At 63.7% G+C, this 25281-nt stretch carries 23 protein-coding genes; 9 read left to right on the top strand and 14 right to left on the bottom strand.

Annotated elements, in window-relative coordinates; all coding sequences use genetic code 11:
• From fabF to R3280_RS02100, 7 genes are all read right to left on the bottom strand, one after another.
• A complete protein-coding gene (fabF, locus tag R3280_RS02130; protein WP_318996927.1) occupies nt 1–1248 on the bottom strand; it encodes a beta-ketoacyl-ACP synthase II in 1248 nt (415 codons plus the stop codon).
• Nucleotides 1249–1409: 161 nt separating this feature from the next.
• Nucleotides 1410–1643, bottom strand: a complete 234-nt coding sequence (gene acpP / locus R3280_RS02125) for an acyl carrier protein (RefSeq protein ID WP_007154069.1) — start codon at nt 1641–1643, stop codon at nt 1410–1412.
• A gap of 121 nt (nt 1644–1764) precedes the next feature.
• The gene (gene fabG, locus R3280_RS02120) at nt 1765–2508 is read right to left on the bottom strand and encodes a 3-oxoacyl-ACP reductase FabG (protein WP_318996926.1); all 744 of its coding nucleotides are present in this window, start codon (nt 2506–2508) and stop codon (nt 1765–1767) included.
• A 34-nt stretch (nt 2509–2542) separates the two neighbouring features.
• On the bottom strand, nt 2543–3481 hold the full coding sequence (gene fabD / locus R3280_RS02115) for an ACP S-malonyltransferase (protein ID WP_318996925.1): 939 nt from the start codon (nt 3479–3481) through the stop codon (nt 2543–2545).
• Nucleotides 3482–3581: 100 nt separating this feature from the next.
• Nucleotides 3582–4583: a phosphate acyltransferase PlsX gene (gene plsX, locus R3280_RS02110; RefSeq protein ID WP_318996924.1), complete on the bottom strand. Its 1002-nt coding sequence runs from the start codon at nt 4581–4583 to the stop codon at nt 3582–3584.
• Nucleotides 4584–4623: 40 nt separating this feature from the next.
• Nucleotides 4624–4803, bottom strand: coding sequence for a 50S ribosomal protein L32 (gene rpmF, locus R3280_RS02105; protein ID WP_318996923.1), 180 nt, complete (start codon nt 4801–4803; stop codon nt 4624–4626).
• An 85-nt stretch (nt 4804–4888) separates the two neighbouring features.
• Nucleotides 4889–5452 (bottom strand): YceD family protein, encoded by a 564-nt coding sequence (locus R3280_RS02100; RefSeq protein ID WP_318996922.1) that lies wholly within the window; start codon nt 5450–5452, stop codon nt 4889–4891.
• Nucleotides 5453–5623: 171 nt separating this feature from the next.
• Here R3280_RS02100 and R3280_RS02095 point away from each other — a divergent pair, with 171 nt between their 5' ends.
• Complete coding sequence (locus tag R3280_RS02095) at nt 5624–6241, top strand: Maf family protein (RefSeq protein ID WP_318996921.1); 618 nt, start codon at nt 5624–5626, stop codon at nt 6239–6241.
• Here R3280_RS02095 and R3280_RS02090 read toward each other — a convergent pair.
• The 3 genes from R3280_RS02090 to rluC all read right to left on the bottom strand — a co-directional run bounded on the left by R3280_RS02090 (nt 6217) and on the right by rluC (nt 9054).
• Entirely contained in the window at nt 6217–7239 is a 1023-nt protein-coding gene (locus tag R3280_RS02090) for a S49 family peptidase (RefSeq protein WP_318996920.1), read from the bottom strand. The genes R3280_RS02095 and R3280_RS02090 overlap by 25 nt on opposite strands.
• 62 nt (nt 7240–7301) lie before the next feature.
• The gene (locus R3280_RS02085) at nt 7302–7952 is read right to left on the bottom strand and encodes an HAD-IA family hydrolase (protein WP_318996919.1); all 651 of its coding nucleotides are present in this window, start codon (nt 7950–7952) and stop codon (nt 7302–7304) included.
• A gap of 67 nt (nt 7953–8019) precedes the next feature.
• Nucleotides 8020–9054 carry a 23S rRNA pseudouridine(955/2504/2580) synthase RluC gene (rluC, locus tag R3280_RS02080; protein ID WP_318996918.1) on the bottom strand — a complete coding sequence of 345 codons (1035 nt, stop codon included), beginning with the start codon at nt 9052–9054 and terminating at the stop codon, nt 8020–8022.
• 597 nt (nt 9055–9651) lie between these two features.
• Between rluC and R3280_RS02075 the strand changes: the two genes are divergently transcribed.
• Nucleotides 9652–12825, top strand: coding sequence for an Rne/Rng family ribonuclease (locus tag R3280_RS02075; protein ID WP_318996917.1), 3174 nt, complete (start codon nt 9652–9654; stop codon nt 12823–12825).
• A 72-nt stretch (nt 12826–12897) separates the two neighbouring features.
• The gene (locus R3280_RS02070) at nt 12898–13437 is read left to right on the top strand and encodes a YecA family protein (RefSeq protein WP_318996936.1); all 540 of its coding nucleotides are present in this window, start codon (nt 12898–12900) and stop codon (nt 13435–13437) included.
• 18 nt (nt 13438–13455) lie between these two features.
• Here R3280_RS02070 and R3280_RS02065 read toward each other — a convergent pair whose 3' ends face one another.
• Nucleotides 13456–14343 (bottom strand): PHP domain-containing protein, encoded by an 888-nt coding sequence (locus tag R3280_RS02065; protein WP_318996916.1) that lies wholly within the window; start codon nt 14341–14343, stop codon nt 13456–13458.
• A 103-nt stretch (nt 14344–14446) separates the two neighbouring features.
• Here R3280_RS02065 and R3280_RS02060 point away from each other — a divergent pair, with 103 nt between their 5' ends.
• The 3 genes from R3280_RS02060 to R3280_RS02050 all read left to right on the top strand — a co-directional run bounded on the left by R3280_RS02060 (nt 14447) and on the right by R3280_RS02050 (nt 15984).
• The gene (locus R3280_RS02060; protein ID WP_318996915.1) at nt 14447–14746 is read left to right on the top strand and encodes a YciI family protein; all 300 of its coding nucleotides are present in this window, start codon (nt 14447–14449) and stop codon (nt 14744–14746) included.
• A 153-nt stretch (nt 14747–14899) separates the two neighbouring features.
• Nucleotides 14900–15535, top strand: a complete 636-nt coding sequence (locus R3280_RS02055) for a TIGR04211 family SH3 domain-containing protein (RefSeq protein WP_318996914.1) — start codon at nt 14900–14902, stop codon at nt 15533–15535.
• 158 nt (nt 15536–15693) lie between these two features.
• Nucleotides 15694–15984 carry a PilZ domain-containing protein gene (locus R3280_RS02050; protein WP_318996913.1) on the top strand — a complete coding sequence of 97 codons (291 nt, stop codon included), beginning with the start codon at nt 15694–15696 and terminating at the stop codon, nt 15982–15984.
• 104 nt (nt 15985–16088) lie between these two features.
• Here R3280_RS02050 and rraA read toward each other — a convergent pair whose 3' ends face one another.
• On the bottom strand, nt 16089–16571 hold the full coding sequence (gene rraA / locus R3280_RS02045) for a ribonuclease E activity regulator RraA (RefSeq protein WP_318996912.1): 483 nt from the start codon (nt 16569–16571) through the stop codon (nt 16089–16091).
• Between the two features lie 85 nt (nt 16572–16656).
• Complete coding sequence (gene ppsA, locus R3280_RS02040; protein ID WP_318996911.1) at nt 16657–19035, bottom strand: phosphoenolpyruvate synthase; 2379 nt, start codon at nt 19033–19035, stop codon at nt 16657–16659.
• Between the two features lie 174 nt (nt 19036–19209).
• Here ppsA and R3280_RS02035 point away from each other — a divergent pair, with 174 nt between their 5' ends.
• Entirely contained in the window at nt 19210–20025 is an 816-nt protein-coding gene (locus R3280_RS02035; protein WP_318996910.1) for a pyruvate, water dikinase regulatory protein, read from the top strand.
• A 68-nt stretch (nt 20026–20093) separates the two neighbouring features.
• Here R3280_RS02035 and R3280_RS02030 read toward each other — a convergent pair whose 3' ends face one another.
• Nucleotides 20094–23018, bottom strand: a complete 2925-nt coding sequence (locus R3280_RS02030; protein ID WP_318996909.1) for an insulinase family protein — start codon at nt 23016–23018, stop codon at nt 20094–20096.
• A 138-nt stretch (nt 23019–23156) separates the two neighbouring features.
• Between R3280_RS02030 and R3280_RS02025 the strand changes: the two genes are divergently transcribed.
• Both R3280_RS02025 and R3280_RS02020 read left to right on the top strand, forming a co-directional pair.
• Nucleotides 23157–23744 carry a hypothetical protein gene (locus tag R3280_RS02025; RefSeq protein WP_318996908.1) on the top strand — a complete coding sequence of 196 codons (588 nt, stop codon included), beginning with the start codon at nt 23157–23159 and terminating at the stop codon, nt 23742–23744.
• A 178-nt stretch (nt 23745–23922) separates the two neighbouring features.
• The gene (locus R3280_RS02020; RefSeq protein ID WP_318996907.1) at nt 23923–25260 is read left to right on the top strand and encodes a PEGA domain-containing protein; all 1338 of its coding nucleotides are present in this window, start codon (nt 23923–23925) and stop codon (nt 25258–25260) included.
• The last annotated feature ends 21 nt before the right edge of the window (nt 25261–25281 follow it).

Genomic DNA, 25281 nt, shown 5'->3' with positions numbered 1-25281 from the left:
TCAGTCCTCGAAACGCCGGAAAATCAGGGTACCGTTGGTGCCGCCGAAACCGAACGAGTTGGACAGGGCATAGCGCAGGTAGGCGTCCCGGGCCTTGTGGGGCACCAGGTCCAGGTCACAGCCTTCGGCCGGATTGTCCAGGTTGATGGTGGGCGGCAGCACACTTTCCCGCAGTGCCAGCACCGAAAAGATGGCTTCCACCGCCCCCGCCGCACCTAGCAGGTGGCCGGTCATGGACTTGGTGGAGCTCATGGCCAGCTTGTAGGCATCGTCGCCAAACACCGCCTTGACCGCCGCCACTTCCGCCAGGTCGCCCACCAGGGTGGAGGTACCGTGGGCATTGATGTAATCGATGGCGCCCGGCTCGATACCGGCATCCCGGATAGCGTTACGCATGGAGCGCTGGGCGCCCTCGCCCTGCTCCGGCGGCGAGGTGATGTGATGGGCATCGTCACTCATGCCAAAGCCCACCACCTCGCCATAAATGGTGGCACCACGGTTGCGGGCGTGTGTCAGCTCTTCCAGCACCAGTACGCCAGCGCCGTCGCTGAGCACGAAACCGTCCCGGTCGGTGTCCCAGGGCCGGCTGGCCTTTTCCGGCTCGTCATTGCGGGTGGACAGGGCCCGGGCCGCGGCAAAGGCGGCAATGCCGGTCCGCGTGGTGGCCATCTCGGAGCCGCCGGCCAGCATCACGTCGGCATCACCGTACTTGATGGTGCGGGCGGCGTACCCGATGTTGTGAGTGCCGGTGGTGCAGGCCGTGGTGATGGCGATGTTGGGCCCCTGGTAACCGAAGCGGATGGCCACATTGCCGGCGATCATGTTGATAACCGACGCCGGTACGAAGAAAGGCGATACCTTTCGCGGTCCGCTTTCCGCCAGTATCAGGACGTTGCGTTCAATGAATTCCAGGCCGCCGATTCCCGAGCCGATGGCAACCCCCACCCGCTCCTTGTCGAGACCTTCGAAATCGTTGAGCTTGCTGTCTTCCACCGCCTGCTGGGCCGCAATCAGGCCATACTGGAGAAAGGCATCCAGTTTGCGGGCATCCTTGGCGGACAGATAGGGCTCCATGTCCAGGCCGCGGATAGCGCCGCCGATACGGGTGTTATAACCTTCGGTATCGAAGCGCTCGATCGGGCCTATGCCACTACGGCCTGCCTTGATTCCTTCCCAGGAGGTCGCCACGTCGTTCCCCAGCGGAGACAGCATGCCCAGACCCGTTATGACAACACGTCGTTCAGCCATAATGCGTTTCACCTAACCCTGTACCCGGTGCCGTCCACACTCCGGCGGACCGCCCCGCGGCATTCGCCAATCATAGATTCCATGCTCTTCACACCAATAAAAAAGCCGCCCCGGTTGTGCGTCAGGACGGCTTCTGCTTGGCAATAACGTGGAGCTGAGTATCAGGTGTGCGCGACGATGTAGTCGATCGCGTCCTGAACACTGGCCAGCTTCTCGGCTTCCTCGTCAGGAATCTCGGTTTCGAACTCTTCTTCGAGTGCCATGACCAGCTCAACGGTGTCCAGTGAGTCAGCGCCAAGGTCCTCTACAAAAGAAGATGTGTTCTGAACTTCGGACTCCTTAACGCCCAGCTGTTCACAAACGATCTTCTTAACGCGCTCTTCAACTGTACTCATAATTTCCTCACTTTGATGTCAACCAAGCAACAATGGGGTTGCCAGTTTAGTTTAATCCCCACCCGCAAACAAGCAGGGGTACATTTCTAAAGTCTTGTGCCATAAGGGCTTGCGCGCTGCGCTACCCCATGTACATACCGCCGTTGACGTGGATGGTTTCACCGGTCACGTAACCTGCCGCATCGGAAGCCAGGAAAGCCACCACCGCTGCTACTTCACCGGGATCACCGAAGCGACCCGCGGGTATGACTTCCATCATAGCGTTACGCTGACCTTCGTCCAGTTTTCGGGTCATATCGGTATCAATAAATCCGGGCGCCACGCAGTTGGCGGTGATGCCACGGTTACCCATTTCCTTGGCCAGGCTGCGGGTCATGCCCTCGACGCCTGCCTTGGCGGCACAGTAATTGAACTGTCCGGGGTTGCCCATACCGGCCACCACGGAACTGATGTTGATGATGCGACCCCAACGGGCCTTGGCCATGCCACGCAGGACCGCCTTGCTGGTGCGATAGACGCTGTTGAGGTTGGTATCGATCACCGCCGACCAGTCCTCGTCTTTCATCCGCATCAGCAGGTTGTCGCGGGTGATGCCGGCATTGTTCACCAGGATCAGCGGCGCACCGCCGTACTCGACCACCTGCTTGAGGCCGGCTTCCACGCTGTCGCTGTCCGCCACGTTCATGACGATGCCAAGACCGTCAACGCCATGATCCTTGAACGCCGCTGTGATGGACTCCGCACCGTCAACGCTGGTGGCGGTGCCGACGACCCGGGCACCCTGCCCGGCCAGCGCTAGTGCAATTGCCTTACCGATCCCGCGGGTAGCTCCGGTGACCAGTGCGGTCTTGCCCTCAAGAGACATCGCTCGCTTCCTTATGCTTTGATGAATGGGGGTGTCAGGCCTTGCCCAGTTCGTCCAATGTCTGTTTCATGGCGTCCGGCGTCTCCAGGTTGTGGACCGGCAGCGAACGGTCGATACGCTTCACCAGTCCCGCCAGCACCTTGCCGGGGCCGCACTCCACGGCCTGACCAACGCCTTCGGCCACCAGGGCCTGAACGCAATCGGTCCAGCGTACGGGAGAATACAGCTGCTTGACCAGGTTTGCCTTGAGCACGTCACGGCTCTTTTCCGCAGTGGCGGAGACATTCTGGACAACCGGGATGACAGCATCGTTAAACCTAACTTCGTCCAGCGCCGTCGCCAGTTCCTTGGCCGCGCCTTTCATCAGGGCGCAATGGGAAGGCACACTGACCGGCAGCGGCATGGCCTTGCGGGCGCCGGCGGCCTTGCAGGCCTCTATGGCGCGCTCCACGGCGGCGGCGTTGCCGGCAATCACCACCTGGCCGGGGGCATTGAAGTTGACCGCCGAGACCACCTGGTCACCGGCCGCCTCCCGGCAGGCGTCAATCACCTGCTGGTCGTCCAGGCCGAGAATGGCGGCCATGCGGCCTTCGCCGGCGGGCACCGCGGTCTGCATCAGCTCGCCGCGCAGGCGGACCAGTTTCACCGCATCCAGGAAGTTGAGGCTCTCCGCAGCCACCAGGGCGGTGTACTCGCCCAGGCTGTGGCCGGCCACCATGTCGGGCTGACGGCCGTCGGCCATGAACCACTGACGCCACAGCGCCACACTGGCGGTCAACAGCGCCGGCTGGGTCACCGTGGTCTGGTTGAGTTCTTCCTCCGGGCCATGCTGACACAGGTGCCAGAGGTCGTAGCCCAGCACCTGGGAGGCTTCCGAGAAGGTCTTCTGGATCATGGGCCACTGCTCGGCAGCTGCAGCGAGCATGCCGACGCTCTGTGATCCCTGTCCTGGAAAAATAAAGGCTGATTTCATGAGCGCGATCTTAACGTGATTGTCGGTTACGGGAGATTAGCCAATAGTACAAGGTAGCATTTGTGGCCGATTGTGCTCACTGGCTGTAACCGCGAGCGGGTTACATCAGAAGGTCGTCAAGACGCTCGTTGATCCGCCGCGGCACTTCCAGCTCAACTTCCTGCACCGCCTGGCGGATGGCGGACAGCATGGCACGTTCGTTGGCGTTGCCGTGACTCTTGATCACCACGCCCTGCAGCCCCAGCAGGCTGGCGCCGTTATGGCGGGAGGGGTCCATCAGGCGCAACAGGCGGCCCAGGATCGGGCGCGCCAGCCAGCCTACCAGGCGGCCGTAGAGGCCCCGGCTGAAGGCCTGCTCCATGAGCTCTATCAACAGGCCGGCCACACCTTCGCCGGTCTTGAGGGCAATGTTGCCGACAAAACCGTCGCAAACCACCACGTCCGCCACGTCACGGAACAGGTCGCTGCCCTCCACGTAACCGATGTAGTTGAGGGTGTCGCTCTGGGCCAGCATGTGGGAGGCAAGGCGAACCTGCTCGTTGCCCTTGATCTCCTCCTCGCCCACGTTCAGCAGCGCCACCCGGGGCTCATGCAGGTTGTTGATGGCGGAGGACATCAGCGAACCCATGAGGGCGAACTGGTAGAGATTCTCGGCACTGGCGTCGACATTGGCGCCCTGGTCGAGCACATGGCAACGGCCGCGCAGGGAGGGAATGAGCTTGGTGATGGCGGGCCGCTCGATGCCCGGGTACATCCGCAGGATGCTTCGCCCGAACGCCATGAGCGCACCGGTGTTACCGGCACTGACGCAACCCTGGGCGATGTCGTCCCGCACCATCTGCAGCGCAACCGCCATGGAGGAATTCTGTTTGTGACGCAGGGCGTGGGAGGGGCGCTCGTTCATGCGCACTACATCCGTGGCGGCAACCACCCGAATGCGGGGATGCCCAGAACGCAGCAAGGCCTCGAGCTCATGCTGGATACCCACCAGTATGAGACTCAAGGCCTTGTTCTCATCCACTGCCCTCAGCGCCGCGGCAACCACCACGGACGGCCCGAGGTCGCCACTCATCGCATCCAGGGCCAGGGTAACGGTTTTCACCGCTCAACCCATCCGGTCAATGAGTGGCGTGGCGGCACGATTACTCGTCGCGCGCTTCGATGACCTGCTTGCCACGGTAGAAGCCATCCGGCGACACGTGGTGACGACGATGCACTTCACCGGTGGTGCTGTCGGTGGACAGTGCCGGCGCACTCAGGGCGTCGTGGGAGCGACGCATGCCGCGCTTGGAGCGGGTCTTTCGGTTCTGCTGTACAGCCATGGTAAGTACTCCTGACCTTTTTCAAACTGATCTAAAAAAAACAAAGTTCCGTCAGCAACTGCAATCCCGCCCGAAACTTCCTGATTCAATGCCTGTTCTTTTTCAAGTCCGCCAGTACGCTGAACGGATTTTCGCGCTTTTCCTCGGCCGGATCCGGTTCGTCGGGGTCCGGTTCAAAGCTTTCGAGCACCTCTGTTGCCTGGCAGTCGGACCGCTCGTGCAACGGAAACGGCGGCAGCACCAGCAGCAACTCGTCCTCTACCAGTGTCCAGAGATTGACACTGAAGTCTTCCGTCAGAAACGGCTCGAGGTCACGGGGCAGATTCTGCGCCTGCTCGTCGGTGGTCACCAGTCCCAGCCTGAAGCTGGACTCCAGCGTGGCGGCCATCGGCTTCATGCAGCGCTGGCACTCAAGCATCACCTCGGCTTCCAGCTCTCCGTCGACGATCCGGCGCCGTTCTTCGTCCTTGCCAAATGTCAGCCTGACCTGGCACTGCTGCGCGGGCTCGGATGAGCTGGCTGCCAGGATAACCTCGGCAAAACGGCTCAACGCGCTCACCGGCACAAAACCTTCGAGCGTGCTGTTCTGCTCCGCCAGTCGAAAAGGATCGACGGTCTTGGGCAACTCGGCGTTTGGCACGTTTGACATAGGCGCGCAATTTTAGGGACCTGGCAGGGCGCTGTCAAAGGATTCGTCCGCCAAATACGCAACCCGGGCACCGGTTAGGGGTTTCTACCGAGATAAAGACGCCATAGCACCATGGATCGATCTTGATCGCACCGGCGTTTACCATGGCCAGTAACCGGAGGAATCGACCCCATGACCGTCAAACCCCTTGTGCTTGCCTCGTCCTCACCCTACCGCCGGGCCCTGCTGGCCAGGCTCGGTCTTGCGTTTGAATGCGCCAGCCCGGATGTCGATGAGCAGCCCCGCCCGGGAGAACCGGCCGCCGAACTGGCCGAGCGCCTCGCCCGGAACAAGGCCCGGGCCTTGCAGAAAGCCTTTCCGGCCCATTGGATCATTGGCTCCGACCAGGTGGCGACTCTGCCGGATGGCACCTTTTTGTCCAAACCGGGAGACCACGGGAATGCCCGTCGCCAATTGGCCCGAAGCAGCGGCGAGACGGTGACCTTCCATACCGGCCTGGCCCTGCTGGACTCAGCCAGCGGCCGGATTTCCAGCCTCTGTGAACCCTATCGGGTCCACTTCCGGACCCTCAGCGACCGGGACATCGAACATTACCTGCTGGCCGAAACTCCCTACGACTGCGCCGGCAGCTTCAAGATGGAGGGGCTCGGCATCAGCCTTTTCAGGGCCTTGGAGGGGCGGGACCCCAACACCCTTGTGGGGCTGCCCCTGATGGCGCTGATCGACCTTCTGCAGGAAAACGGCCTGGATCTGCTGGCCGTCGCTTACCGCAACTCGAGCCGGGACTGAATCAGCTCCTCGGCGGCGCCGCTGCCCAGAGCCACACCAAAGCGGTCGACAATATCCTGGAACGGTGAAGCGCGGCGGGTGTAGTCCACGGTCTCCGGATAACCGGCCACTTCACGGGCCACGTAACCGGTGCTGCCCAGTCCGTCCACCAGGCCAAGCCCCATGGCCTGCTCCCCGGTCCAGAGCAGGCCGCTGAAAAGGCGCTCATCGTCCGCCAGGCGATCGCCCCGGCCCTCGCGGACCTGGTCGATGAACTGCTGGTGGGTGTTGGCCAGCACGTCTTTCCAGAAAGCCACCTCTTCCTGCTCCTCCGGCTGGAAGGGGTCCAGAAAGCCCTTGTTCTCACCGGCGGTGTAGAGCCGGCGCTCGATCCCCAGCTTGTCCATGATGCCGGTGAAACCAAAGCCGCCGGACACCACGCCAATGGAGCCCACCAGGCTGGCCTTGTCGGCGTAGATCTGGTCCGCGCCTACCGCGATGTAGTAGGCACCGGAGGCGCCGATGTCCATGATCACCGCATAGACCTGCTTGTCAGGGTAATTTTCCCGCAGGCGCTCCATTTCGTCATTGACGTAACCGGATTGGACCGGACTGCCGCCGGGGCTATTGATGCGCAGCACGATCGCCTTGGCCGCCGGGTTCTCGAAAGCCTCCCTCAGGGCAGCGATGATATTGTCGGCGCTGGCCTCGGTTTCCGCCGCAATGGGCCCGCTGACCTCGATCACCGCCGTGTGATCGGTGGCAACACCGGACAGACCCTCCTCGAAAGGCGACTTGAGCATGAAGAACAGCGCAAACAGGTAGACGAACGTCAGCAGCTTGAAGAAGATGCCCCAGCGCCGGCTGCGGCGCTGCTCGGCCTGCATGGACATCACCAGCTTCTCTATCAGCCGCCATTCTTTGGCCTTGGCCTTTTCCCCGGATCCGCCGGACGATTTTTCGCTCGGCGCGGTGGGCGAATTCCAGCCCGGCTTTGGTTCCGAATCCCATTCTGACATTGGCCACTCGCTCCTGGACTGTTGACTGGGCCTGCCGCGGGGCAGGCGTTGGAAGAATAGTGCTAGAGAAGCTCCAGCGCCCGGCGCAGGTCCGCCATACTGTCGACTATGGCCTTGGGACCAAAGGCCGCCAGGGTGTCCTGGTCATGAACGCCCCACTCCACCCCGATGGCCGGCATGCCGATGCGCTGAGCCATCTCCATGTCGTAGATGGTGTCGCCGATCATCACCGCTTCATCGGGCTCGATGCGGTAGAACCGGAGAATCTCGCCCAGCATCGCCGGGTCCGGCTTGGAGCGGGTCTCGTCGGCGCAGCGGGTAATGTCGAAATGCACCCCCAGGCCGCTGCTCACCAGGGCCTTGTCCAGGCCACGGCGACTCTTGCCGGTGGCGACCGCACGGCCCAGTCCGGCCCCCCGCAAATCCGCCAGCATCTCGGTCACGCCGGCAAACACCTCCCTGGGTGTCGTGGCCTTGGTGAAAAAGTAGCGGCCGTAGCCCTCCCGCATCGCCTGCATGTCGGCCCGGGTGATACCCGGATAGAGCGATTCCAGCGCCTCTTCGATGCCCAGGCCGATAATGTTGCGATAGGCTGCACGCTCGAGCGCAGGGTAGCCGAGCTCCGTTGCCGCCTGGTGCAGACTGTCCGCAATGTGCTCCACGGAATCCACCAGGGTACCGTCCCAATCAAAAATGGCGACCTTGACTGCCATAACCGCTCAACCTCTTTACTCCTGTTCGTTCTCGGACCCGGCACCCGCCGGCTGTTACCCCAATGCCTCAATCCGGGCTGCCGGATCGCGCCTCCAGACGCTCAATGACGGCTGCGAAGGCATCGTCGTAGGGCGCTTCCAGACTCAGGGGCTCGCCGCTGCCCGGCAGCGTCAGCTCCAGGGCCCGGGCGTGCAGCATCAGGCGCTGGCCGCCGGCGGCACGGAAGGCTTTCTGGCCGCTATCATCCATATACTTGTCATCACCGGCAATCGGATGCCCGCAGTGGGCACTGTGCACCCGGATCTGGTGGGTCCGGCCGGTCACCGGCGAGGCCTGCATCAGGCTGTAGCCCTGGTAGCGCGCCAGTACCCGGTACAGGGTTCGGGACGCCTTGCCGGCGGCATCCACCCGCACCCGGCGCTCACCGTTGGGCAGCTCGTAGCGCAGCAGCGGCTCATCTACCGCCGTTACGGCCGCCGGCCAGTCACCCTCTACCAGAGCGTGGTAGTGCTTGCGGATGCGCTTCTGGCGCAGCTCTTCCTGCAGGAACCGGAGCGCCGAGCGTTTCTTGGCCACCATCACCAGACCCGAAGTGTCCCGGTCCAGGCGATGCACCAGCTCCAGAAGGCGGGCGTCGGGACGGGCGGCCCGCAGCACCTCGATCAGCCCGAAGTCCAGACCGCTGCCGCCATGGACCGCAATGCCGGAGGGCTTGTTGACCACCAGCATCTCGGCGTTCTCGAACACCACCGCCGCCTCCATCACGCCCTGGACCCGGCTGCCGGGGGCGGGCTTTTCCTCCCGCGCCTTCTGGGTCATGGGCGGCACCCTGACCTGGTCGCCGGCGTTGAGCTTGGTGTCCGGCCGTACCCGGCCCTTATTAACACGCACCTCGCCCTTGCGGATGACCCGATAGATGACACTGCGGGGCACGCCGCGGACCCGAGCCATGAGAAAATTGTCCAGCCGCTGGCCGGCGGTATCCGGGTCCACCGTCAGCCACTGCACTTCACTGCGGAAGCCGGTGTCGGCTGCGGGCTCGGGCCGGGTTTGCCCGGGCTTGCCGTGACGCTGTTTCTGGCCTGGTCTGGAACTGGTCATGACACCCCGGATGATGCGTACGCCGGAGCCCGGCGCACGGGATTGATGAGGCTGCGGAATGCTGTTATATTCCGAGTGCTTCTTTAATTGTCTACGGCCGGGCCACATTGCCTGACGCCGAAGCGGCAGAAGTATACCGACACTATCAGAGAGTTTGAACGCCGGCGGCGCTAACATGACCCGCCACAGCGTCAAAAACCCTTCCGGAGGTCACCGGCCAGCCGCTTAACAGGCGAGGCACGGGGTCGGAAGAGATTATAAAACCGTACGGAAAACCGACGGGCGATATCGCGAAGAATCATTACTATCACGCAGGACCGGGCCGTCCAGCTTACGACTACGACGTGAGACCCAGGGACCCGCGTGAAATTGACATCGGACACCATGCGTCAACAGACACTGACTTCCAAGGACCATCCCCTGCCAACGGGCAGCCGGACAGTCTGCGGTTACCTCGGACGAGCGGGCCGGCTTTCCGCCCCCATCTGATTCGTCTGGCCGCAGCCTGAAGGGCTCGCGGCCGCATGCACGTTCTGCTTCGCAGATGCCCCCAGTCTGGTTTTCTGTCTCATTTAACGACAGGAAACACTTCTTTCCATGAAAAGAATGCTCATCAATGCAACTCACCCTGAAGAGTTGCGCGTCGCCCTGGTTGATGGTCAGCGCCTGTTTGACCTCGATATCGAATCCAGCTCCCGCGAGCAGAAGAAATCCAACATCTACAAGGGCCGCATTACCCGGGTAGAACCCAGCCTGGAAGCTGCCTTCGTGGACTATGGCGCCGACCGCCACGGTTTCCTGCCGCTGAAGGAAATCGCCAAGGAATACTTCCGCAAGTCTCCCGGCCAGATCGAAGGCAAGGTCAACATCAAGGAAGTCGTCTCCGAGGGCCAGGAAGTCATTGTTCAGGTGGACAAGGAGGAGCGCGGTAACAAAGGCGCCGCACTGACCACCTTCATCTCCCTGGCTGGCCGCTACCTGGTGCTGATGCCTAACAACGCCCGCGCCGGTGGTATCTCCCGCCGTATCGAGGGTGACGAGCGCGCCCAGCTCAAGGACGCCATGAACGGCGTCCAGGTGCCCAAATCCATGGGCATCATCGTCCGCACCGCCGGTATCGGCCGCACCAGTGAAGAGCTGCAGTGGGACCTGGATTACCTGGTGCAGTTCTGGGAGGCCATTACCCAGGCCGCCGGCGAGCGTAAGGCGCCCTTCCTGATCCATCAGGAAAGTAACGTCATCATCCGCGCAGTGCGGGATTACCTGCGCCAGGACATTGGCGAAGTACTGATCGACTCCGACGTGGTCTATGAGGACGTGCTCAACTTCGTCCGTGCCGTCATGCCCAGCTTCGAGAACAAGATCAAGCTGTACCAGGACGAGATTCCCCTTTTCAGCCGCTACCAGATCGAAGGCCAGATCGAGACGGCCTTCCAGCGCGAAGTAAAACTGCCGTCCGGCGGCTCCATCGTGATCGACCCGACCGAAGCGCTGGTGTCCATCGACATCAACTCCTCCCGTGCCACCAAGGGTCACGACATCGAGGAAACCGCGCTCCAGACCAACCTGGAAGCGGCCGAGGAGATTGCCCGTCAGCTGCGGCTGCGGGACATGGGCGGTCTGATCGTCATCGACTTTATCGACATGACCCCCGCCAAACACCAGCGCGAGGTGGAACAGAAAGTCCGCGAGGCGCTGGAACTGGACCGGGCCCGGGTACAGGTGGGCAAGATTTCCCGCTTCGGCCTGCTGGAAATGTCACGCCAGCGGCTGCGGCCATCCCTGGGCGAGACCCGTAGCGAAGTCTGCCCACGCTGTAACGGCCAGGGCACCATCCGCGGCATCGAGTCGCTGGCCCTGAGCATCATGCGCCTGATCTACGAGGAGTCCTCCAAGGACAAGACCGGAGAAGTGCGGGCCATCGTGCCCATCCCGGTGGCCACCTTCCTGCTGAACGAGAAGCGCAAGCAGATTGCCGACATCGAGGCAGACCAGGAAGTGACCATCCTGGTCATCCCGGCACCGCACCTGGACACGCCCCATTACGAAATCATCCGTATGCGGGAAGATGAAATCGGCTCCGAGCGCACCTCCAGCTACCACGTGGCCCATGAGTACAGTGCCCCGGACGAGGACGCCGGCGAAGCCGCCACCGCCAAGGAGGTGGTGCGCGAGGAAGCCGCTGTGAAGGCCATCCGGCCCAGTGCGCCGGCACCGTCAGCGGCGTCAACCACCAGCACCCCTGCCCCGGAGAGCCAGGAGGAGGGCCTGTTCCGCAAGCTTTCCCGCAAGATTTCCAACTTCTTCGGCAGTGAGCAGAGCGAAGGCGCCGAAGGCGAGAGCGAGCGCCCGGCCCGGCCCAGCCAGTCCGACCGTCGCAGCCAGGACCGCCAGGAGCGTCGTAAATCCCGCGTCGCACGGGACGAGGGTCCGGCCGGCAAGCGCAGTGGTGAACGGCGCCAGGGCAGCGGCGGCCAGGGCGGCGAACGCTCGGCCAACCGCAGTGACGATAGCAAGTCCGGCGACAGCCGCGGCGGTGAGCGCGGCAAGGGCCGCGGTGGCCGCAACCGGGGTGGCCGTGGCCAGGCCGGCGACGGCGGCCGTAATGGCGGTCGGGACCAGGATCGCAAACCGCAACAGGCAACTACTGCAGCCGAGAGCGGCAAGGACGGCAAGGACGCTAAGGACCAGAGCGCCCCAGCCAGAAAGGATCAGGGTACTCGCGGTGACCAGTCCGGAGGTGATGAGAAGCGCCGCCGGCCCCGTCGCCAGCGCAACCGCGATGGTTCACCGGTAGAAACCCCGGCCAGCAAGCCGGCAGACCGGAAGGCCGACGCCGAACAGGCCGATACCGCGGCACAGTCCCGCCAGGAGGCTCCCCAGCGCCGCCCCGAGCAGGACAAGCCGGCACGACCGGAGCGGGACGCGAAAGCGCCAAGCCAGAAGCCCGAGTCGGCAGACGAGAGCAAGGCTGCCGAGTCCGCCAAGGCGCGGGAAGCCCAGGCGGCCGATGACCAGACCGCCAAGCCCGAAGCCGGCGACAAGCCTGCCCAGGCAGAGGCGAAGCCGGCGGCAACCGCGCCGCAGGCCACCAGGCAGACTGACAAGCCGGAAGACACCTCCAAGGCCGCCAAGTCTGAACGTGCCGAGCCGGCCGCCAAGACCGAAAGCACCGACACCACGGCCAAAGCCGAAGGTGGCGACGCTGCCGAAGGCGGCGCCAAGGTTGAGCGCACCGAAAAGGCTCCGGAAAAAGCAGAGAGGGCGCCACGCCGGCCACGGGGTGGTCGCAAGCCCGCCGCCGACCAGGGCACCGACAGCGACCAGGCCAAGGCCGAGAAGCCCGCGGCCCAGCCGCCTGCCGAGCCGGCCAAGGCCCCGGTCCAGCCGGAGGCAACCGGCGAGACCCGTCCGGCGCCCGCGGCCAAGCAGCCGCCGGCGGACGCCCCGGCAGATGCCAAGCCGGTAAAAGCGGAAGCCCCCAAGGCACCGGCCTCCAGCGACACCGAGGCGGCCAAGCCCGCGGCTGAAACCGGCCAGGCCACGCCAGCGGCAAAGCCTGCGGATAGCGCCAAGGCGGAAACTCCCAAGCCGGCCCCCCAGGCTGCGGACTCCCTGGGCACGACCCCGGGACGCGCCTACAACGACCCCCGCGAGGTGCGTAAGCGCCAGCAGGCGGCCGAAGCGGCGCGCAAGGCCCAGGCCCGCAGCGCCGACGAGGCGAAGGACGATGACACGGCCAAGCAGGACGCCCAGCGTTCTGAGAGCTAGAATGATGCACCAGGGGGAGGCCACGGCCTCCCCCGCCAGTCATCGCCACGGCATTACGCCAGGAGCTTTATGATGTTAACAAACGCGGAAATCGAGTCCCTCGAGGACATTCTGTTTGCCAAGCCTTGGGGCGATGACGCCCTCGATTTCTTTGGTCTTCACGGTGTGGTCTGCGCCAGCGTGGTGGGCCCCGAGCCGGTCTCGGTGGAAACCATGTTCCGCCTCGCCACCGGCCAGGACGAACTGCCGGAGGACGGCGTGCCGGAGACCTTCCGGGCACTGGTCAACCGTCTGTCCCGGGACCTGGCGAATTCGCTGGACATGGGCCAGGCCCTGGAGCTTCCGGAGCCTGAGGATGGCGACCCAATGAACGCCCTGGAAAACTGGTGTGCCGGCTTCGTGGACACCTTCCTGGAGCAGGAGGATGCCTGGCTCAGGGCCGACGAGGCCGAGACCGCGGACTTGCTGGTGCCCATGCTGGCGCTGTCCGGTCTGTTCGAGGACGAGGACTTCCAGCGGGTACGTAACAGTGAGAAGCTGTCGAACCAGATGGCGGATGCCATTCCGGATTCACTGACGGATCTCTATCTGCTGTTCCACGCCCCCGAATAAACCACGCGGCCGCGCTCCCTACCGGCTGATCGCGGCCGACTGACCTGCCACGGGCTGGCGGAAATGCTGCCAGACCGGCACCAGGCCCTCAGGCAGGGCCGGAATCCTGCCCAGCTCACACCAGGGCGCACCGGGAAAGTGAAAATCACTGCCCTGGGAGGCCCACAGGCCCTCACGCCGGCAGAGCTCCGCCAGAAAACCCAGATCACCACTGGACTGGCCGGACGTAATCACTTCCAGGGACTGGCCACCGGCACGCTGGAAGTCCCCCACCAGCGCCCGAAGCTTGGTGGCTGTCAGCTTGTACTTGCGGGGGTGCGCCAGGACGGCGACGCCGCCTGCATCCAGAATCCACTGCACCACGGTCTCCAGCGCCGGCCAGTAAGCCTTCACATCCCCCGGTTTGCCGGTCCCCAGGTAACGCTTGAACGCCTGGTTGGTGTCCTTCACTACACCGGCCTCGATCAATGCTTTGGCAAAATGGGGCCGCCCCGGGACGTCGCCATCGGCCAACGCCCGGGCCCGGTCCAGCAGGTCCGGCACCTTCAGCCGCTCCAGCCTTTCCGCAATCATCGCGGCCCGGCGCCAGCGATTGGCGGTCTGCTCCGCCACGGCCGCGACAAACCCCGGAGCACGGGCATCGAAGTCGAGACCCACCACGTGAATGGTCTGGCTCTTCCATTGGCAGGACAGCTCGATGCCGTTGATCAGCTCGATGCCCGCCTCTTCCGCCGCGCTGCGGGCCTCCGCCAGGCCATCCAGGGTGTCGTGGTCGGTCAGCGCCAGATGGGTCACACCCCGCTCACTGGCCCGGGCCACCAGTTCAGTGGGCGTCAGGGCGCCATCGGAGGCGCGGCTGTGGCAATGCAGGTCGATGCAGGTAAGGCGGGCTTGCGGTATAGTCACGGGATATCCAGAACCGGTAGCGCGGAGCCCTGGCTCCGCCGTAGACGAGCCAGCAGTCTAACAGCTGGCGTCCCAACCCGACAGAAGGAGCGCTCAAGCATCCATGTACTACGCCATCATCAGTGAAGACGTTGAGAACAGCCTGCCCCTGCGGCAATCCGCCCGGCCTGCCCACCTGCAGCGCCTGGAAGACCTCAAAGGCCAGGGCCGCCTGCTGGTGGCCGGGCCGCACCCGGCAATCGACAGCGAGAACCCGGGAGATGCCGGTTTTACCGGCAGCCTGGTGGTTGCCGAGTTCGATTCCCTGGAAGCGGCCAAGCTCTGGGCCGATGCCGACCCCTATCTGGCGGCGGGCGTGTACAAGACGGTGACCGTCAAGCCCTTCAAGGTGGTACTGCCCTGACGGCAGTGCCCCATCGGGGTGCAAGAATGAGCGTTTTGTAATCACAGCCTTCTTGATTGACCCCGCAACTGTGCCAGAATTGCGGCTCTACTTTTAGTTAGTACCTCGGGAACCGACTCAGTGACACCTATCCGCCTGACTGCCCTGCTCCTTATGCTCGCGACCTGCCTGCCCCTGCAGGCCAAGACCGTTTACATCGACGACACCCTTTACGCGCCGGTCCGCAGTGGTGAAGGCACGCAATACCGTATCCTCCATAACGGCCTGCGCAGCGGCACCCCCGTCGAGCTGCTGGAGCGCGCGGAGTCCGGTTACAGCCGCGTCCGCACCCCGGACGGTATCGAGGGCTGGATCGTCAGCCGCTACCTGAGCGAGCAACCCATTGCGCGGGATCGCCTGGCGGCCGCACAGCAGCAGCTGGAGCGTACCCGCAATGAGCTCGCCAGCGTGCGGGAGACCCTGCAGCAGACCCAGGCCGAGCGAGACGAACTGGCCAACGCGGAAAGCCGGCTGGAGAATCGCTCGGAAGAACTCGCAGAGGAGCTCCGGGAAATCAAGTCCATCTCCGCCAACGCCATTTCCCTGAAAGAGCGCAACCAGGAACTGCAGGAGGTCAATCAGCGCCTGCGCAACGACGTGGAAGTACTGACCGCGGAAAAGGAGCGGCTGGAAGCCAAGAAGGAGTCCGACTTCATGCTGCTGGGCGCAGGCCTGGTGCTGCTGGGCGTGATCCTGGCTTTGGTGGTGCCGCTGCTCAAGCCCACCCGCAAGCACGACACCTGGGCCTGACCGGGGCGCCACCCTACATCTGGTGGCTCAACGACCAGAGAACCACTAAATAGTCGGCATTTGCCGATTTTTATGACGGATGATTCTTTGACCGGAGCTCCGTCAGGCCTTATAACTACCAAAACCACAGGCAAGGGGCCGCAGTCATGTCGATGTCCATGAAAGACTATTCCGAGAAGCGTGATTTCCACCGCATGCGGGTGAACTCGGAAATCCAGATCACCACCCTGCAGGGCGAGACCTTCACCGGCATCTGCCGCGATCTCAGCGGCACCGGCATGCAGCTGTATGTGAACAGGCCGGTGGCCGAAGGCGACGAACTGCTGACCCTGCTGGCCGCCAGTGGCAAGGATTTCCCACCTTTTGAAACCAGTGTACGGGTGCTGCGGGCAGAGCCGGAAGGCGACGGTTACCTGCTGGGCACCGCCATCATCGAGGTTAAGCGCTGATATTGACCCCTGACGGGATCTGGAATCGAGCTTGAGAGGGTTCTGGAAGGGGTATGGAAGGGAGTTGCGCCGGTCCGGAAGCCGGCGCTCTCACCAGGGGGACATCACTCCCCGAACAGCGGCTTCTCTGACACCACGATGCCATTGTTGTCGGCGTAGACGTAATGACCGGGCTGGAAGGTAACGCCGGCGAAGGTCACCGGAATGTCCTGCTCTCCCACACCACGCTTGTTGCTCTTGCGGGGATGAGATCCCAGCGCCTGCACACCAAGTGACGTCTTTCCGACCACGTCCACGTCGCGGACGCAACCGTAGATGATCAGCCCGGCCCAGCCGCTGTCAGCGGCTTTCTCCGCCAGCATGTCACCCAGCAGTGCACAGCGTTTGGAGCCGCCGCCATCCACAACCATGACCCGGCCCTTGCCCGGTTCGGCCACCAGCTCCTTGACCAGGGAATTGTCCTCGAAACACTTGACCGTCACGATCGGACCGCCAAAGGCTTCCACGCCACCGTAATTGCGAAAGCCGGGGTCCACCACCTGCACTTCCGGGTGATCGTCACAAATATCGGGTGTTACTATCGGCACGCCTTGCCTCCTGTCATCACTACTGCCATCGTCTGCCCGGCGGGCGCGTTCCCCCGCCTCCCGCCGCCTCAGACACCGTCACATCTCAGCCCATGTCCACCTGTTCTTCCGCCAGGAAGAACCAGGTGTCCAGCACCGAATCCGGGTTCAGGGATACGCTGTCGATACCCTGATCCATCAGCCACTTGGCCAGGTCCGGATGGTCGGAAGGGCCCTGGCCGCAGATGCCCACGTACTTGCCGGCCTTCTTGCAGGCCTGGATGGCGTTGGACAGCAGCGCCTTGACCGCGTCGTTACGCTCATCGAACAGATGCGCCACAATGCCGGAGTCCCGGTCCAGGCCCAGGGTCAGCTGGGTCAGGTCGTTGGAGCCGATGGAGAAACCGTCGAAGTGCTCCAGGAACTGCTCCGCCAGCAGTGCATTGGCCGGCAGTTCACACATCATGATCAGGCGCAGGCCGTTTTCGCCCCGACGCAGGCCGTTCTCCGCCAGCAGCTCCACCACCTGGGCCGCCTCGCCCACGGTGCGCACGAAGGGCACCATGATCTCGACGTTGTCCAGGCCCATCTCGTCACGCACTTTCTTCAGCGCCCGGCATTCCAGCTCGAAGCAGTCACGGAAGGTCTCGGAGATGTAGCGGGAAGCGCCGCGGAAGCCCAGCATCGGGTTCTCTTCGTCGGGCTCGTACAGGGTACCGCCGATCAGGTTGGCGTATTCGTTGGACTTGAAGTCCGACAACCGCACGATGACTTTCTTGGGGGCGAAGGCCGCCGCCAGGGTGGAGATGCCCTCCACCAGCTTGTCGATGTAAAAGTCCACCGGTGAGGTGTAGCCGGAAATCCGCTTCTCCACGGTCTGGCGGATGTCGCGGGGCAGGCCGTCAAAGTTCAGCAGCGCCTTGGGATGGACGCCGATCATGCGGTTGATGATGAACTCCAGGCGGGCCAGGCCCACGCCCTCGTTGGGCAGCGACTGGAAGTCGAAGGCCCGGTCCGGGTTGCCCACGTTCATCATGATCTTGAAGGGAATGTTGGGCATGGACTCGACGGTGTTCTCCCGCAGTTCGAAATCCAGCTGGCCGTCGTAGATCAGGCCGGTATCGCCCTCGGCGCAGGATACGGTGACCGGCTGGCCGTCCTTGAGGAGCTCGGTGGCATCGCCACAGCCCACCACCGCCGGTATGCCCAGCTCCCGGGCAATGATGGCGGCGTGGCAGGTGCGCCCGCCGCGGTCGGTGACGATGGCGGAAGCCCGCTTCATCACCGGCTCCCAGTCCGGGTCGGTCATGTCGGTGACCAGTACGTCGCCGGCCTGGACCCGATCCATCTCGTTGATGCTGGTGACGATCTTGACCGGGCCACTGCCGATCTTGTGACCGATGCTGCGGCCCTCGACAATCACCTTGCCCTGCTCTTTCAGCAGGTAGCGCTCCATGACGTTGGCGGAGGCCCGGCTCTTGACGGTTTCCGGACGGGCCTGAACGATGTAGATGCGGCCGTCGTCACCGTCTTTCGCCCACTCGATGTCCATCGGGCGCTGGTAGTGCTCCTCGATGATCATGGCCTGCTTGGCCAACTCCGACACTTCCGCGTCGGTGATGCAGAAACGGTTGCGGTCCTCCGGCTCCACCTTGACGGTGTCCACCGAGCGTCCGGCTTCCTGGGTGCCTGAGTAGACCATCTTGATGGCCTTGCTGCCCAGGTTGCGACGCAGCACGGCGGGGCGGCCGGCGGTCAGGGTGGGCTTGTGGACGTAGAATTCGTCCGGGTTGACGGCGCCCTGCACCACGGTCTCGCCGAGGCCGTAGGAGGCGGTGATGAAGACCACGTCCTGGAAGCCGGATTCGGTGTCCAGGGTGAACATCACGCCACTTGCGGCGGTCTCACTGCGCACCATCTTCTGGATACCGGCAGACAGGGCCACCAGTTTGTGGTCGAAACCGTGGTGGACACGATAGGAAATGGCGCGATCATTGAACAGGGAGGCGAATACCTCCTTGACGGCGGTTTTGACCTGCTGCAAGCCAACGATATTGAGGAACGTCTCCTGCTGGCCGGCAAAGGACGCGTCCGGCAGATCTTCCGCGGTGGCGGACGAGCGCACCGCAACCGCCATCCGGTGGTTATCCTTGCGCAGCTGCTCGTAGGCCTGCTCCAGGGCGTCTTCCAGGGGCTTGGGCAGAGGCGTGTCCACCACCCACTGGCGAATCTGGGCGCCCACATGGGCCAGTTCGTTGACGTCGTTTACGTCCAGGGAGTCCAGGGCGTTGTCGATGCGCTCTTTGAGGCCATCCTTGGCGAGAAACTCGCGGTAGGCATGGGCGGTGGTCGCGAACCCGCCGGGGACGGTGACCCCGGCATTGGCAAGATTACTGATCATTTCGCCGAGGGAGGCGTTCTTGCCGCCAACCCGGTCAACGTCAGCCATGCCCAGGTCGTCAAACCAGATAATGTAATCTTCCAAAGCGGATCTCCCTTGAGTCTGTAACGCTGCGAGCCAAAAACATTCTGAGGGTCTCGAACCAGGCCCGTATCATACTGTAACCTGCATGGATTACCTAGCCAACAGAGCCCTCCGGGGGCCCTGATATGACTGCACTGGCGTCATAAACCGCCACAATGGAGCCTGTACCCGATCATGAAACGCACCGCCTTTTTTATCTCCGACGGCACCGGCCTGACAGCCGAGGGGCTTGGCAACAGTCTGCTGGCCCAGTTCGAGAAAATAGAGTTCGAGAAGATCACGGTGCCCTACATCGACAATGTCGAGAAGGCGGAGGACATGGTGACCCGGATCAACCAGGCGGCGGAGGTGGATGGCGCCAAGCCGCTGGTGTTCGACACCATCGTCAACAGCGACATCCGGGAGGTGATCGGGCGCGCCAACGGCTTCATGGTGGATATTTTCGGGACTTTCCTGCAGCCGCTGGAAACCGAGCTGAATTCATCCTCCTCCTATACGGTGGGCCGCTCCCACGCCATCAACAACGAAAGCAACTACGAGCGGCGCATTCATGCGGTCAATTTTGCCCTGGATAACGACGACGGCGCCCGTACCCGGCATTACGACGAGGCGGACCTGATCCTTGTCGGGGCTTCCCGCAGCGGCAAGACCCCCACCTGCCTGTACCTGGCACTGCAGTACGGCATCAAGGCCGCCAACTATCCGATCACCGAGGAGGATTTGGCCGATCAGCAGATGCCGGTGCCGCTGCGGCCCCACAAGGAGAAGATTTTCGGGCTCACCATCGACCCGGAGCGGCTGGCCACCATCCGCAACGAGCGCCGGCCCAACTCCCGTTACTCGTCCATCAAGCAGTGCCTGCACGAAGTGGAGGAAATCGAGCTGATGTACCGTCGCGAGCGGATTCCCTACATGAACACCACCACCTCATCGGTGGAGGAGATTTCCACCCGCATCATGGTGACCACCGGCCTGAAGCGTCACCGCTAGACCGTCACCAGACCAGGCAAAGCCGGCCCGGGGCTTTCCGGGGCCGGCTTCCTTTCCCAGGGATTTCTCTAGAGCTCTTCGATCGCCAGACCCAGGGATTCGGCCTTGGCGCGCTGGTCCGGGCTGGTAATGACCGCGGTGCTGGCCTTCTCCGGCACCAGCCAGGTTTTCGCCACCCGGCGCAGGTCGTCGATGGTGGTTTCCAGCACCCGCTGGCGGAACCGGGCCTGCTGTTCCGGTGTGCGCCCGAACAGCCGGTTCTGGAAGGCATGGCGGGCCTCACCGGACGGTGACCGGGGCTTGTCCAGGCCACCGATCACCCCCAGAATCGATTCCTCCAGCGCCTGGGGGTCATGGTCTGCGGTCTGCAGCCATTCCAGGGCATGATCGAAGTCGTCCAGAGTCTCCGCCAGCCGCGGATCCCGGTAGGAGAAAAAGCGGAAGCTGCCGTTGACGCTGTCCTGGCCGGCGCCGCCACCGTAGGCGCCGCCCTTCTCCCGGATTGCCCGGTGCAGGAAGCCATTGCGCAGGAAACCACCCAGCACCGTCAGCGCCGCCGCATCGGGATGATCCACCGGCACCGTGCTGTAGGCCTTGGCACAGAAATTCACCTGGGTGGAGGTGAGCCAGGCCTGGCGGCTCTGGTAGTTCACCGGCTCCACCTGCCAGCGCTCACCCTCCGACTGCTCTGAACTGGGCCAGCACTTGCGGATACCCGCCACCAGCGATTCCAGTTGCTCCTCTTCGGCAATGGCCAGGAACTGCCGCTGCTGCTGGCGCATGCGCCCGTGCAGGTCCGCCAGGCGCTGGCACAAACGCTCCAGCTCCCTGGGGTCGTCCAGGGCATCGTCCAGGGCCTTGATACCCCGGATGGCCTCCAGTCCGCCCAGCTGAAATGAAAGCCAGGCGCCCGGGCTCAGGCCCTGGGACGCCGCGGCCATGGCCAGGGCGTGGCCACTGCCGGTCACCGACTGCTCGCGACGAGAGCGGATCTGGGCGATCAGCTCCCGGATGCGGCCCTGCTCGTCAAAGCGGGCGCCCTGCACCAGGTCGTGGAGCAGTTTGCTGAGGGCGTCCCGGTTGCGGGCCAGGGCCTTGCCGCTGTAGATCAGGTAGCCGGACAGATCCTGCACATCATCGACGCTGCCACGGGCGGAAATGGAGGCAGACAGCCCGCCGGACTCCGCCGAGATGCGGTCCTGCATCGCCAGGTAATCCAGCTCACCGCAGCCCACCTCGGTCACGCAGGTGGTGTAGAGCGGCAGCAGCAGGAGTTCGTCGCGGTCCATGGGGGGCAGCGGCACCACGATCTGCTCGTACACAAGGCCGTTGGTGCCCTGGGCATAGAGGGTGGCCGGCAGCTCGCCACTGTAGCGGGCTTCCGGCTCCGGCATCTTGAGGGGCACGTCGGTCAGGTCCACCTTGGGCAGGATGCTGTCGTCGTCCTTGCGGGTCTGGCGGGCCTCCAGGGCCTGGGCCCGCTCGACGATGCGCCGGGCTTCCTCGTCGCTGAGGGCCTGCTTGCGGCGCTCCAGGGCCGCCCGGATGGCGGCCTGGCGGCGGCTCTCGATCTGGTCGTCCGGACGCAGGGTCAGGGTGACCCGGTGGGGGTTGTCCAGCAGTTTGCGGCGGATCAGATCCGGTATGTAGACGGGGTCCTTGATCTTCTCCCGCATCTCCACCAGGACCGGCTCCAGGTCAAGCAGGGCCACCGGGTCGCCCCCGTGAACCATGGGCGAGATAGCCTCCATGATCAGCTGCAGGCCATAAGGCATGCCGTCACCCGAAATCTCCCGCTGATGCAGTTCGAGCTGGTGCAGGATCGCCTCCAGGCGCTCCTGGCTGACGCCCTCCTCGGCCACCTGTTCGAGCACGCCCTCGATCAGGGCTTCCACGTCGCCGTGGCGGCCGGGTTCGGTGCCCTCGATGCCGCAGACAAAGGTCATTTCCCGGTTGGAGTCCTCCAGCCCGCACAGGGGCGAGGGCGCATGGCCGATATCGTTGGTTTCCAGGGCCCGCATCAGCGGCGAGGCGCTGTTTTCCAGCAGTACGCTGGCCAGCAGCTGGTTTTCCAGGTTTTCCTGCAGGTCGAAGCTGTGGCCCAGCAGCCAGCCCATCACCACGTGGGTCTTGCCCTCGGTGTCCTCGCCCTCACTGACGGCGTAGGCCTGCTCCACCCGTACCGGTGAGAACATCCGCTTCTCGTCCCGCACCGGCAGCTCGATGTCCAGGTGCTCGAAGCGCGACAGCGCCAGCTCCTCGAATTTCTGATGGTGCTCGAAGGCGGGAATGTTGCCAAAGGTGGCAAAGAAAGCGTTGCTGGGGTGGTAATGGTGCCGGTAGAAGGACACCAGGTCGTCGTAGTCCAGCTCGACGATTTCGTCCGGATCACCGCCGCTGTTGTAATGGTAGGTGGTGGTGGGGAACAGGTGGCTGGACAGGGTCTGCCAGAGCTGGGAGGTGGCCGAGCTCATGGCGCCTTTCATCTCGTTGTAGACCACGCCCCGGTACACCAGCGGCGTGCTGGGGTCGTCCGGGGTCTCGAATTCCAGGCGGTGGCCTTCCTGGGCAAAGTCCAGCGGATCCAGCTTGGAGAAGAACACCGAATCCAGGTAGACCGACAGCAGGTTGTCGAAATCCTTGCGGTTCTTGCTGGCGAATGGATAGGCCGTCCAGTCGCTGCTGGTGAAGGCGTTCATGAAGGTGTTCAGCGAGCGGCGGATCATCATGAAGAAAGGATCACGCACCGGGTACTTCTCGCTGCCGCACAGGGCGGTGTGCTCCAGGATGTGGGCCACGCCGGTGGAATCCATGGGGAAGGTCCGCAGCGCCACGAAGAACACGTTCTCGTCGCTGTCTGACGCCATATGGAGATGACGGGCGCCGGTCTTACGGTGCCGGTACTCTTCAACAACGATATTGAGGGTGGCGATGCGGTGACTGCGCACCTTCTCGAACGCTGGATGCACGCCGTTTTCGCTGCCTGCTGTCATTCCGATATCCTGTCTGGTAACAAGTGAGGTCTGTAGGTTAACACGCCATTTCGATTAATATGCAGGTGTGAGGTTTTACGCTACTCGATCAGTCGATAGCTGTATAGACATACTCCTGACCGAGGAAATCCGACCACCATGACCACTGACTCCCAATCCCGACCGGCAGATTCCGACAGTGGCTTTACCCCGGTCAGTGACGCCGGTCCAGACGAAGCCGTAGCGGGGCCGGCACTCGCGGAGACACATCAGGAGCCCGAGCCCCAGGCAGCCTCCGGAGCTGCCACGGCCTCCCGTCCGGCGCCGGGCATCGCCGCCTACTGGGCCGAGCGCCGGCATTACCTGCAGAACATCCGTAAGGTGCCTGAATTGCGGCAGAAGTTCGTCCAGGCCCTGGCCATCTACATCTTGCGGCGCGCGCTCTGGTCGTTCGGCTTCTTTCCGGTTTTCATCGCTTTCTGGGTGCCCTTCGTGCTGGCCAGCTTCAATCCGGTGGTGCTGGTGGGTGAGCTGCTGCCGGCGCTGGAGGCCTTCCTCAACGCCAATCCCGAAGTCCAGGCCAACACCATCAGCACCCTGGTGATCGCCTGGCTGTCCATCGGCTTCTTCTTTCTGGTGTTCGATTTTGTCCTCACGCCCTTCCGCTCCCCCTACCAGTACGAGGCCGATGTCTACATGCGGGCCTGGGAGCTGCGCAACCATGACCAACTTCCGGACAAAGTGTGATAGGGGCTGCAATCTCGTTAACTTAGGTCACTTCCTGTTACATAACGTACAGCCGACCCGCTAAGATGATTTGGCATTGCTGCCAGATCGGTCGCCGGCGGGCACCGCTGAGACCCTGCCCGTTTGCCCCGGCCCCGACAACGCACGCTAAACCGACTGCAGATTGACGAGGATCCGGATGGTCGATTTCAGACCGCTACTGTTCATCAACGCCCTGGCCCTCATGTTGCTGGTCACTGCCGGTTTTGCCGCCATCCAGGAGGGTCCGGATCAGGCCGTGGCAGCACCGGTTGCCGGGACGTCGCAGCCGCGGATCAGCGCCGCCACCAGCATGGCCGACGAGCCCGCCGATGCGCCCCCGGTCTTTGCCGAGACCACTGCACCTGGGTCCGAGCCCGCGCCCGAGGTGGAGCCGGTTCAACTGGCCCTGGCGGAGCCGGCGATGCAGCCGCCCTTCTCCGTAGGCAGCCCCGAATCACCGGCGCCAGCGTCTGCCGGCCCGGACATCGCCAACGCCCCAGCAGACGTTGAGCCCGAGCCACGGGCAACTGCGCAGGAGCAAAGGCCGGAACCGGAGCTACCAAGCCTGGCCAGGGTCACCCTGCGCTCCAACGTCTACCAGGATCAGGTCACCATCAACGGCGAGCCCCGGGGCTCCACCCGGCTGGAGCTGGAGCTGGAACCCGGTCAGTACGAGGTCGTGATCAGCAAGCCGGGCTACCGGCCCTGGCAGCAGAGCCTGGCGGTGGACGCCGGCGATGAGCTGACCCTGGTGGGCGAGCTGGCAGCCTATACCCGGGTGGACTACCGCAACGGAACCTGGGTGGGGGGCGTGAAGACCGGCGACGGCACCTACGACGACCGCGACGGCCTGCGCTACGAGGGCAGCTTCGTGGACGGACAGTTCCACGGCAAGGGCACCGCCTGGTATCCCGACGGCGGCCGCTACGAGGGCGACTGGGACATGGGCCGGCGTGCCGGTGAAGGCAGCTATCGCGGCGCCGACGGCTCCCGCTACACCGGTCAGTTCGCCGGTGACCAGTTCAATGGCCAGGGCACCCTCACCCGGGCCAACGGCGATATTCTCACCGGCGAATGGGTGGACAACCGGCTCAATGGCCACGGCTCGCTGACCACCGCCGACGGCATGCTCTACGTAGGCGGCTTCCGCAACGACCGCTTCCACGGTGAGGGCTCCCTGACCTACCCCGACGGCCGGGCCTACGAAGGCGAATTCTCCAATGGCCAGTTCCACGGCGCGGGCAGCGAGATACTGGCCAGCGGCAAGAAATACCAGGGCGAATACGTGGAAGGAAAGTTCCACGGCAAGGGGCTGCTGCTGAATCCCAACGGCAGCTCCATCGAGGCTACCTTCCGTTACGGCGAGCCTTATGGCCAGGTCAAGCTCACCACCCCGGAGGGCGAGATCTTCCGGGCGCGCACCAGCGAACCGGGGGTTTGCTACCGGGACAAGAGCTACCGCGCAACCCAGTGCCCGCCACTGGAAGGCTGGTAGGCAAAGGAAGTTTCAATGGCA

This window comes from Marinobacter sp. (genome assembly GCF_033722195.1).
Classification (GTDB): domain Bacteria; phylum Pseudomonadota; class Gammaproteobacteria; order Pseudomonadales; family Oleiphilaceae; genus Marinobacter.
The sequence above is the reverse complement of the archived record's forward strand: the minus strand, read 5'-3'. Positions and strand labels throughout refer to the sequence as shown.

Excerpts from the sequence above, each read along its gene's own strand:
- fabD (WP_318996925.1), bottom strand. The coding sequence starts at position 3,481 with ATGAAATCAGCCTTTATTTTTCCAGGACAGGGATCACAGAGCGTCGGC.
- R3280_RS02035 (WP_318996910.1), top strand. The coding sequence starts at position 19,210 with ATGAAACGCACCGCCTTTTTTATCTCCGACGGCACCGGCCTGACAGCC.
- R3280_RS02020 (WP_318996907.1), top strand. The coding sequence starts at position 23,923 with ATGGTCGATTTCAGACCGCTACTGTTCATCAACGCCCTGGCCCTCATG.
- R3280_RS02030 (WP_318996909.1), bottom strand. The coding sequence starts at position 23,018 with ATGACAGCAGGCAGCGAAAACGGCGTGCATCCAGCGTTCGAGAAGGTG.
- fabG (WP_318996926.1), bottom strand. The coding sequence starts at position 2,508 with ATGTCTCTTGAGGGCAAGACCGCACTGGTCACCGGAGCTACCCGCGGG.
- R3280_RS02075 (WP_318996917.1), top strand. The coding sequence starts at position 9,652 with ATGAAAAGAATGCTCATCAATGCAACTCACCCTGAAGAGTTGCGCGTC.
- R3280_RS02100 (WP_318996922.1), bottom strand. The coding sequence starts at position 5,452 with ATGTCAAACGTGCCAAACGCCGAGTTGCCCAAGACCGTCGATCCTTTT.
- R3280_RS02055 (WP_318996914.1), top strand. The coding sequence starts at position 14,900 with ATGCTCGCGACCTGCCTGCCCCTGCAGGCCAAGACCGTTTACATCGAC.
- R3280_RS02090 (WP_318996920.1), bottom strand. The coding sequence starts at position 7,239 with ATGTCAGAATGGGATTCGGAACCAAAGCCGGGCTGGAATTCGCCCACC.
- fabF (WP_318996927.1), bottom strand. The coding sequence starts at position 1,248 with ATGGCTGAACGACGTGTTGTCATAACGGGTCTGGGCATGCTGTCTCCG.
- acpP (WP_007154069.1), bottom strand. The coding sequence starts at position 1,643 with ATGAGTACAGTTGAAGAGCGCGTTAAGAAGATCGTTTGTGAACAGCTG.
- R3280_RS02070 (WP_318996936.1), top strand. The coding sequence starts at position 12,898 with ATGTTAACAAACGCGGAAATCGAGTCCCTCGAGGACATTCTGTTTGCC.
- R3280_RS02050 (WP_318996913.1), top strand. The coding sequence starts at position 15,694 with ATGAAAGACTATTCCGAGAAGCGTGATTTCCACCGCATGCGGGTGAAC.
- R3280_RS02085 (WP_318996919.1), bottom strand. The coding sequence starts at position 7,952 with ATGGCAGTCAAGGTCGCCATTTTTGATTGGGACGGTACCCTGGTGGAT.
- rpmF (WP_318996923.1), bottom strand. The coding sequence starts at position 4,803 with ATGGCTGTACAGCAGAACCGAAAGACCCGCTCCAAGCGCGGCATGCGT.
- R3280_RS02095 (WP_318996921.1), top strand. The coding sequence starts at position 5,624 with ATGACCGTCAAACCCCTTGTGCTTGCCTCGTCCTCACCCTACCGCCGG.
- R3280_RS02025 (WP_318996908.1), top strand. The coding sequence starts at position 23,157 with ATGACCACTGACTCCCAATCCCGACCGGCAGATTCCGACAGTGGCTTT.
- R3280_RS02060 (WP_318996915.1), top strand. The coding sequence starts at position 14,447 with ATGTACTACGCCATCATCAGTGAAGACGTTGAGAACAGCCTGCCCCTG.
- rluC (WP_318996918.1), bottom strand. The coding sequence starts at position 9,054 with ATGACCAGTTCCAGACCAGGCCAGAAACAGCGTCACGGCAAGCCCGGG.